The sequence below is a fragment of the Aquitalea sp. ASV15 genome (genome assembly GCF_016429115.1).
GTDB lineage: Bacteria > Pseudomonadota > Gammaproteobacteria > Burkholderiales > Chromobacteriaceae > Aquitalea > Aquitalea magnusonii.
Map to the genome: position 1 here is coordinate 1 of NZ_JAELTZ010000088.1, position 8,640 is coordinate 8,640.

11 protein-coding genes are annotated in these 8,640 nt (G+C 65.8%); all 11 read right to left on the reverse strand.

The genetic code is table 11. The features are described 5' to 3' along the window. Positions 1 to 137: 137 nt before the first annotated feature. Positions 138 to 1,256, reverse strand: a complete 1,119-nt coding sequence (gene hypD / locus JHD64_RS20285; RefSeq protein WP_059287308.1) for a hydrogenase formation protein HypD — start codon at positions 1,254 to 1,256, stop codon at positions 138 to 140. Further along, complete coding sequence (locus JHD64_RS20290) at positions 1,253 to 1,480, reverse strand: HypC/HybG/HupF family hydrogenase formation chaperone (RefSeq protein WP_059287309.1); 228 nt, start codon at positions 1,478 to 1,480, stop codon at positions 1,253 to 1,255. Before JHD64_RS20290 ends, hypD begins: the two co-directional genes overlap by 4 nt. A gap of 10 nt (positions 1,481 to 1,490) precedes the next feature. After that, a complete protein-coding gene (hypF, locus tag JHD64_RS20295) occupies positions 1,491 to 3,785 on the reverse strand; it encodes a carbamoyltransferase HypF (protein ID WP_199055351.1) in 2,295 nt (764 codons plus the stop codon). A 3-nt stretch (positions 3,786 to 3,788) separates the two neighbouring features. Next, positions 3,789 to 4,817 carry a hydrogenase nickel incorporation protein HypB gene (hypB, locus tag JHD64_RS20300; RefSeq protein ID WP_199055353.1) on the reverse strand — a complete coding sequence of 343 codons (1,029 nt, stop codon included), beginning with the start codon at positions 4,815 to 4,817 and terminating at the stop codon, positions 3,789 to 3,791. Positions 4,818 to 4,889: 72 nt separating this feature from the next. After that, positions 4,890 to 5,231, reverse strand: a complete 342-nt coding sequence (gene hypA, locus JHD64_RS20305) for a hydrogenase maturation nickel metallochaperone HypA (protein WP_199055355.1) — start codon at positions 5,229 to 5,231, stop codon at positions 4,890 to 4,892. Next, a complete protein-coding gene (locus tag JHD64_RS20310; protein ID WP_199055357.1) occupies positions 5,224 to 6,234 on the reverse strand; it encodes a hypothetical protein in 1,011 nt (336 codons plus the stop codon). The genes hypA and JHD64_RS20310 overlap by 8 nt, the downstream gene beginning before the upstream one ends. Beyond that, positions 6,231 to 6,710, reverse strand: coding sequence for a [NiFe]-hydrogenase assembly chaperone HybE (gene hybE, locus JHD64_RS20315; protein WP_199055359.1), 480 nt, complete (start codon positions 6,708 to 6,710; stop codon positions 6,231 to 6,233). Before hybE ends, JHD64_RS20310 begins: the two co-directional genes overlap by 4 nt. Next, positions 6,707 to 6,931, reverse strand: coding sequence for a rubredoxin (locus JHD64_RS20320; protein ID WP_059287488.1), 225 nt, complete (start codon positions 6,929 to 6,931; stop codon positions 6,707 to 6,709). Before JHD64_RS20320 ends, hybE begins: the two co-directional genes overlap by 4 nt. Next, on the reverse strand, positions 6,931 to 7,794 hold the full coding sequence (locus tag JHD64_RS20325; RefSeq protein ID WP_199055361.1) for a hydrogenase expression/formation protein: 864 nt from the start codon (positions 7,792 to 7,794) through the stop codon (positions 6,931 to 6,933). Before JHD64_RS20325 ends, JHD64_RS20320 begins: the two co-directional genes overlap by 1 nt. Next, positions 7,791 to 8,231: a hypothetical protein gene (locus JHD64_RS20330; RefSeq protein WP_199055362.1), complete on the reverse strand. Its 441-nt coding sequence runs from the start codon at positions 8,229 to 8,231 to the stop codon at positions 7,791 to 7,793. The genes JHD64_RS20325 and JHD64_RS20330 overlap by 4 nt, the downstream gene beginning before the upstream one ends. Then, positions 8,231 to 8,554 (reverse strand): HypC/HybG/HupF family hydrogenase formation chaperone, encoded by a 324-nt coding sequence (locus JHD64_RS20335; protein ID WP_059287485.1) that lies wholly within the window; start codon positions 8,552 to 8,554, stop codon positions 8,231 to 8,233. Before JHD64_RS20335 ends, JHD64_RS20330 begins: the two co-directional genes overlap by 1 nt. Between the last annotated feature and the right edge of the window lie 86 nt (positions 8,555 to 8,640).

Genomic DNA, 8,640 nt, shown 5'->3' on the forward strand with positions numbered 1-8,640 from the left:
GCCCTGGGCCAGCCAGTCGTTGGCAAATTCAGCGGCAAACAGCTCGCTCACCAGCTGGGCCATGGCACGGCCGCCGCTGCCGTGGGTCAGGTTGACCAGACCGTGCTTGAGATCGAGCGGACGGGTGTAGGGCTTGCTCATGCCGTGGCTCCCTGTACGAAACGGCCATAGTGGTAATGCGCGGCGCAGGCGCCTTCACTGGACACCATGCAGGAGCCCAGCGGGTTGTCCGGATTGCAGACAATGCCGAATACCTTGCAGTCCTGCGGCCGTTTTTGCCCGCGCAGGATGGCTGCGCATTCGCAGGCCTTGTGGTCCGGCACATGGCGATAGGGCAGGGCAAAGCGCAGTTCGGCATCAAACTCGGCAAAGTCCGGGTGGATGGCCAGCGCGGAATGCGGCACCTGGCCCAGGCCGCGCCATTCGAAGCTGTCGCGCAGCGTCATGGTCTGCGCCACCCGCGCACGCGCCTTTTGATTGCCGTCATGGGTAACCGCGCGGCTGAACTGGGTTTCCACCTCGGTGCGGCCGGCATTGATCTGCTCCACCAGCATGGCGACGGCTTGCAGCACATCCAGCGGCTCGAAACCGGCAATCACCACCGGCTTGGCAAATTCCTCGGCCACCGCGGCATAGGGCGCGCTGCCGATGACGGTGCTGACATGCGAGGGGCCGATAAAGCCGTCCAGCTGTACTGCATCGCCAGCGGCCAGCAGATGACGCATGGCCGGCGGGGTGAGTACGTGGTTGCAGAACACGCTGAAATTGGCCAGCTGCTCCTGCCGCGCCTGTAACAGCGCCAGCGCGGTGGGCGGGGTGGTGGTTTCAAAGCCGATGGCGAAAAACACCACCTGTTTGTGCGGGTTGTCGCGGGCAATCTGCAAGGCGTCGTTGGTGGAGTACACCATGCGCACGTCCGCGCCCTGGGCACGGGCCTGGTACAGGCTCATCTTGTTGGACGCCGGCACGCGCAGGGTGTCGCCATAGCTGCACAGGATGACATCCGGACGCAGTGCCAGCGCGATGGCGGAATCCACCCGGCCAATCGGCAGCACGCACACCGGACAGCCGGGGCCGTGAATCAGCCGGATATTGTCCGGCAGCAAGCCGGTGAGGCCGTAACGGGCAATGGCATGGGTGTGGCCGCCGCAGAATTCCATCAGCCGGTATTGCCGGTCCGGCTGCACCAGCGTGCGGATGTGGGCGGCCAGGCCACGGGCGATGTCGCCGCGGCGGAATTCATCTACATATTTCATGCCTGCTCTCCTGCCGCCAGCTGGTCCATCAAGGCCAGGGTGCGGGCGGCTTCTGCGGCATCCAGTTTGCCGATGGCGTAACCGACATGCAGGATGACATAGTCGCCCTCCTGCGGGCTGTCGATCAGCGCGACCGACACTTCACGGCTGACGCCGTCTACATCGACCACTGCCATGTCGTCGGGCAGCAGTTGGCGGATTCTTACCGGCATGGCCAGGCACATGGTGTTTTCCTTATTGTTGCAGCAGGCGCTGTCTGGCTACCCAGGCCTGACCCAGGCTGAGGCCGCCATCATTGGGGGGCAGCTGGCGGGCGGTGTGGACTTGCAGCCCGGCATCGCGCAGCAGTGGCAGCAGGCTGTCCAGCAAGCGGCGATTGGCAAAACAGCCGCCGGCCAGTACCAGCTGGCGGATGCCGGTGGTGCTGGCGGCGCGCCCGGCCCAGTCGGCCAGCGCCGCTGCCAGTGTGGCGTGCCACAGGCTGGCGATGGCCTGCGGGTCGGATAGTTGCAGCAGCTGGCGTGCCAGCGGGGCGAGATCCAGCAGATTGGCCGGCGATACCTGCCAGCCGCCGGCCAGCGGCGCGCAGGCTGCCGCCAGCGCTTCCAGTTTTTGCGCGGCCTCGCTCTCGAAGCTTTGCCGCGGGCACAGCGCAGTGAGGCCGGCAATGGCATCGAACCAGCGGCCCATGCTGGTGGTGTCCGGGCAATTGAGCCCGGTTTCCAGCTGGCGCAGCAGCAAGGGCAGGCCGGGCTGTGCCGCCAGATGCGGCGGCAGTGGCAAGTCCGGGCAATAGCGTTGCCATAGCCCCACCGCCATGCGCCATGGCTCGCGCGCCGCCTTGTCGCCACCGGGTAGCGGCAGCGGGCTGATATGGCCCATGCGTTCGCAGCTGGCGCCTTCCAGCATCATCAGTTCGCCGCCCCAGGCGCCGCCGTTCTTGCCCAGACCGTAGCCATCCAGTGCCAGCCCCAGCAGTGGGCCGCAGAGGCCGTGTTCGGCCATCACTGCCGCCAGGTGGGCATGATGGTGTTGGACCGGCAGCAGGGGAATGCCCAGTCGCTGCGACCATTGCTGCGCCAGCTGGCTGGAGAAGCTGTCCGGCTGCAGGTCGCAGGCGATGGCTTGCGGAACGACGCCGGTGAGGTCGAGCAGATGCTGGGCGGTCTGTTCCAGCGCCTCACAGCTGAGCGGGTGGTCCAGGTCGCCCACATGCTGCGACACAAAAGCCTCTGCGCCGCGCAATACGCTGACCGTGTTCTTGAGATAGGCACCCAGCGCCAGCACATCCGGGCCGTCTGCGGCGAGCGGCAGCGGATCGGGCACAAAGCCGCGGGCGCGGCGATAGAACAAGGGCTGGCCGGCCTGTACCGCCAGCACACTGTCGTCGCAGCGGGTGACGATGCTGCGGTTGTGCAGCAGGAAGACATCGGCCACCTGGTTCAGCCGCTCGCGTGCTTCCTGGTTGCTGGTGACAATGGGTTCGCCGGACAGGTTGGCGCTGGTCATCACCCAGATCCGCTCGCAGGGCTGGCGCCGCCAGTCGTGGCCCTCCGGGCGGCCCAGCGCCTGGTAAAACAGCAGCCATTGCAGCGGGGTATAGGGCAGCATGACGCCGATGCAGCCAATGCCGGGCGCGATGTCCGGCAGCAGCTGGTCGGCGCCGGCTTTTTTCTGCAGCAGCACGATGGGCCGTTCCGGGCGCAGCAGCCAGGCGGCTTCGGCCGGGCTGACTTCACAGAAGGCACGCACCGAGTCGATATTCAGCGCCATCACCGCCAGCGGCTTGCCGGGGCGGTGCTTGAGCTGGCGCAGCCGGGCCACGGCTTCGGCACTGGTGGCATCGCATACCAGATGAAAGCCGCCCAGGCCCTTCATGGCAATGCTGCGGCCCATTTGCAGGATCTGCCAGGCGCCATGCACCGGGTCGCCTTTCAGCGGCTCGCCGAAGCGGTCGGTCAGTTGCAGCTGCGGGCCGCAGTTGGGACAGGCGGTGGGTTCGGCATGAAAGCGGCGGCTGTGCGGGCTCTGGTATTCGCTGCGGCACTCCGGGCACAGCAAAAAGGGCAGCATGCTGGTGTTGGCGCGGTCGTAGGGCAGGCGATGGGTAACGGTGTAGCGCGGGCCGCAGTCGGTGCAGTTGATGAAGGGGTAGCGATAGCGGCGGTCGCCGGGGGTGAACAATTCGTTCAGACAGGCCGGACAGGTGGCGCTGTCGGCCGGCAGCCGGGCATGGGTGATGCCGCCGCTGCTGTCGCGGATTTCAAACGGTCCGGCCTCGGGCAGCGGGTCGAGCAGGCTTTGCTGCAGGCTGTCTATCTGCGCCAGCGGCGGCAGATCATGCTGCAACTGGTGGCGAAAGGCGGCCAGCTGGCTGCTGCTGCCCTGCAGCTCGATGGTGACGCCTTCGCCGGTATTGTGCACAAAACCGGACAGACCCTGGGCCTGGGCGGTACGCCAGACAAAGGGGCGGAAACCCACCCCCTGGACCCGGCCGCGCACGGTCAGGCGCAGTCTTTGTGTGGGCATGATTCAGCTTCGCTCCTGCAAGCGCTGTTCCAGCGCGGCAATCTGCTGGCGCAGGCGGGCCACTTCGCGCTGTTTTACCAGCTGGGCATCGTTCATTTCCAGCAGCAGCCAGTCTATCCACAGGTCCATGCCGTCGCCGCTCTTGCTGGACAGCTGCAAGACCTTGATTTTCGGGTTGATGCGGCGGGCATTGGCGATGCACACGTCGACGTCGAAATCCAGATGACGCAGCAGGTCGATCTTGGTCAGCAGCATCACGTCGGCAGCGGCAAACATGTCGGGGTATTTGAGCGGCTTGTCCTCACCCTCGGTGACGGACAGGATGGCCACCTTGTGTGCCTCGCCCAGATCGAACGCCGCCGGGCACACCAGATTGCCGACGTTTTCGATCAGCAGCAGGCTGTCGTCGGCCGGGTTCAGTTGTTGCAGGGCCTGGCCCACCATGTGGGCGTCCAGATGACAGCCCTTGCCGGTATTGATCTGGATGGCCGGTGCGCCGGCCGCGCGGATGCGTTCGGCATCGTTGCTGGTTTGCTGGTCGCCTTCCACCACATAAACCAGGGTGTCGCGGCCCAGTTGGCGGATGGTTTCGGCCAGCAGGCTGGTTTTGCCGGAACCGGGGCTGGACACCAGATTCAGCGCAAAAATGCCACGGTCGCGCAGCCACTGGCGGTTTTGCGCGGCATAGCCATCATTCTTGGACAGGATGTCCTGCTCGATCTTCACCATGCGCGCCTGGCTCAGCCCCGGTGCATGGGCATGGGCCGCACCCTGGCCGTAATGCAGCGCCGCGCCGCCAGCCTGCTGGCTGAGGGTGGGCTGATGTTCTGCCTCTTGCTCTGCCGGGATTGCCGGTGCCGGGTGGGCGTGGACATGATGATGCCGGTCGTGGTCGTGGTCGTGGTCGTGGTCGTGGGAATGGCCATGGCCGTGAGCATGCGCATGGTGCGGTCGATAGGGAAACTTCACGCCGCCGGGAGCCCGGCCTTCAATCTTCACATTGCCTTTGCTGCAGCCGCAAACGGTACACATTGCTGCCTCTCCTTGTTTTTTATGCTGATGGCCGCGGCGAGTGGCCGCTGGCCGGTATTCATGGTGCGGGGCTTATTCCACTTCCAGTTCGCTGACACGCATCTCGTCGCCAGCGGTCACCTGTACCTGATGCTTGCCGCACAAGGGGCAGGCATCAAAACGGGCGTGAATGGCCACGCTCTGGCTGCAGGCCAGACACCAGCCCGTGCCGGGCTGGCGCACAAAGTGAAAGCGCGCGCCATCGGCCAGCGTGTCGCGGCTGACGACATCCAGGCAGAAGGCCAGCGCCTCGGCTTCCACCCCGGCCAACTCGCCTATGCTCAGCCACACTTGCTTGACCCGGCTGAAGTCCTGCGCCTTGGCCTGGTCTTCCAGTAACTGGACGATGCCTTCCGCCAGTGACATTTCATGCATATTCCACATCCTTGCTTACGCTGTACGGCACACAGGGGTCGATCAGACTGATCTGCCGCTGCCATTCTGCGGCAGGGGCGTCTGCCAGAAAACCCAGACTTACCCGCAGTACCCCTTCCGGGTGCGCATGCCACAGTGTGGGCGGCAGCACCCGGTAACGGCTGATGCAGCCACTGGCATCCAGCGCCGCCAGATGCACCAGCGGCCCGCGCGCGGTTTCCACCAGTGCCAGCGCGCCATCCGGCAGGCTGGCGACGCTGCTTGGCAATAGTGCACCATTCAGCCAGCGCGCCAGTTGCAGCAGCCGCGCCAGCAGCCGCGCCCGCGCCAGCAGGCTGGCGGCCAGCAAACCGGGCAGATGCTCCGCTTCGTGTGCCAGTGCGCTGACCTCGCAGGCTTGTCCCTGCCATACCGGCCCGCCAGGGCGCAGCCAGTCGGCCAACTGGCTGGCCAGGGTAGCGGCATCCAGCGCCGGCAGCAGCGCGCAGCCGGGCAGTGGCTGGTCCAGCTGCTGCAGCCAGCGCGCCGGGGCGGTGGCACCCTGTTGCATCCACGCCAGCCAGCCATCTTCGCCACCTTGCAGCCAGTGGCCGCAGTCTTCACCGTAGACCATGGCCTCGGCCAGGCTGCGCAGCGCCGGCAAGTCCTGTGCCGCACGCCATTGCGCCATCCAGTGCGCCGCGGCCGCTGCGCCGTCAAATGCTTGCGACCAGTCCAGCAGCAGCTTGCGCAGGGTTTCGCGTACCGCTTCCAGCGTGATGCTGCCACGCTGCTGCGGACTGACGCTGACCGGCTGGCCGGCAGCCTGCTGCAGCACCAGCCGGGCGGCCAGCGTCTGGGCGCGGGCGCACAGGGCAAACAGCATGGGCGTGGTGTGCACCGCCTGCGCTGCGCTCTGGCCGATGAACAGCCGCTCGGCCTCCAGGCGCGGCCAGCTTACGCGAACGGCAGGTGCGCTGTCCTTGTTCTGGCTCAGGACAATGTGAATCTGGTCGGCTTTCATCGGCCCAGTCCAAACAGCCGCCGCCGCGACAGATCCGGTGCGGCAGGCTGTGCCGGCGGAAACAGCAGTTTCAGCACTTCCAGTGCGGTGGCGCGGGCGCTGTCCTGATCGGCAAACTGCAGCACCGGCGAAAACAGCGAGCACAGCCGGTAGTCGCCCAGTGCGTCTTCATGGCCAGCCATGAAGGGCAGGGCATCGCCGGGCAGGGCGATCACGGTTTCGCCGGTTGGCGGCACCGCGGGCAGACTGTCAGTGTCGATGGGCAGCAATAGCAGGTTCATGAACCAGGGCGTCAGCAGCACGCCGGCCCACAGCCGGCCTTGCGGGCCATCCCATGGCTGGAAGCCGATGGCCTCCACCTGCAGCGCCTGGTTGAGGATGGGAATGCCCTGCATGCGGCTGGCAGCGATGTCACGGAACAGTGCCTCCAGCTGCGGGGCGGGCGTGGTGGCAAAGAGCTGCGGGTACTGGCTCATGTTGGTTCGGCCAGTACCATGAACTGATCGCGCGCGCCGTCGCACTCCGGGCAGCGCCAGTGTTCCGGCAGCGCGGAAAACGGCGTGCCGGGCGGAATCTGCCATACATCGTCGCCCAGGGCCGGGTCGTATACCCACCAGCAGATCTTGCACTCCATGCGCGCATCGTCCGCCAGGCTGGCATCACGGCCCAGATAGGAGCCTTCAAAGCGCCCGTCCATCAGTATTCCCCTTGCAACCACTGCCAGGCTTCCTGCAGGCGGTCCAGCGAGTCGGCCAGATCGTCGGTGGAGGCCAGCGCCACTTCCGGAATGCGGGTGATTTCCAGGGTGTCCAGCAAGATGGCATTCATGCCGTTGAAGTACTGCACGCGCCAGACATTGGCCAGCGAGGTGGCCATGACGCGGCATTTGCCATAACCGCGCGAGAACACGCCGCTATTGCCCGGCCCCAGGATGGCATCCAGGCAGTCCATGTCGGCCGGGCTCATCGGCAGCAAGGAAAAGTTGATGATGTGGGCCTCGCTGCCGGGGTTTTGCATGGCGGCGGCAATTTCGGTCAGTACCGGGCCGGCGTTCATCAATTGCGCGGGCAGAGGGGGAATGTCCAGCTGCGCCTTGCCAAAGGCACGGGCGGCCTGCCAGACGGCAGCGGGAATCGGGCAGGCTTCGATGCGGTCGGCCAGCAGCTGGCCATCGGCGCTGCTTTCCAGCACGCGCCAGATGCCGGCGAAGACCGACTCCTGCATGTCCAGTTCGCGGCCGTCCAGCAGCTTCACCCGACAGGACACCTCGCCTTCGCCCAGCAGCTGGTTGATCAGCTGGCGGTTGGCGCTGTCAAGCTGGCTGATGTCCTGCACCGGGTAGCTTTCCGCATCACCCTGGTAGCCCTGCAATTGGGCAATCAGCTCGGCAATCACCTGTTTGGCGGCATGCAGGTGTTCCACTTCTTCCGATGTGGGCAGGGTGGGCTGGTCGAAGCTGTCGATTTCACGCGGCAGCGGCATATAGGCCAGGTCCGGGTCTTCCGGCTGCGAACCGGGGCCCAGGCCGACCACGGCGACGGGGAAGGGTTTGATGTTCATGCGCAACCTTTCTCGCTGCTGGCACTGGTCACCGCAATGCCGACCGACGGTGGGCGACGGGTGGGGGCGGTCAGCTTGTCGGCAAAGCTGTGCACGATGTCCGGCCAGTCTTGCAGGCCGGCGATGATGCCCACGTATTCGCCCTGGCGCAGAAACAGCAGGGCGGGGAATTTCAGGATGCCAAAGCGTTTGGCGATGGCCTGGCTGGCCGGCAGGTCGGCATAGGCCACGCGGAAGGTGTCGGCGGGGAATTCACGCAGCACTTCCGGCACGATCACCACATTGTCCAGTACCTCGGGATATTTCACCGGGTCGGCATTCAGCATCACGATCAGGTTTGGCGTGGCGCTGGCCAGGCTGTCCAGCCCGGCGGCATCGACGGCCTGGTAGCCGGTGTCCGCCAGCCTTTGCAGCAGATTGTCTTGCGGGTTGCTCATCAGGAGGGTTTCCTTTGTGCGTCGAATTGCGCTTGCAGATGCGGCGGCAGTTGCGGCTCGCGCTGATTGAGGTCGGCCAGATGGATGGCCGGGTCGAAGCGACCGTTCATGGCGGCATCCAGCGCCGCCAGCGCATCCAGAATGTCGGCGGCCTGTTGCGGGCTGAGCACTTCGCGCGCGGCGCCGGTAAACACCAGCAGCCAGTCGCCGGGCTGTACCTCGCCCACCAGCGACAGGTCCACCGTTTGCCATTGCCCGGCGTGCTGACAGTCGGCTACCAGTCCATGGCAGCGTTCCACTTGCATGGGGATGCCCAGGCACATCAGCCTTCTCCTTGCAGTACGCGGTCGTCGCCAATGCGGCAGGCGGCTTCGGCGGACGGGCGCTCGTTTTCATAGCGCTGCATGTC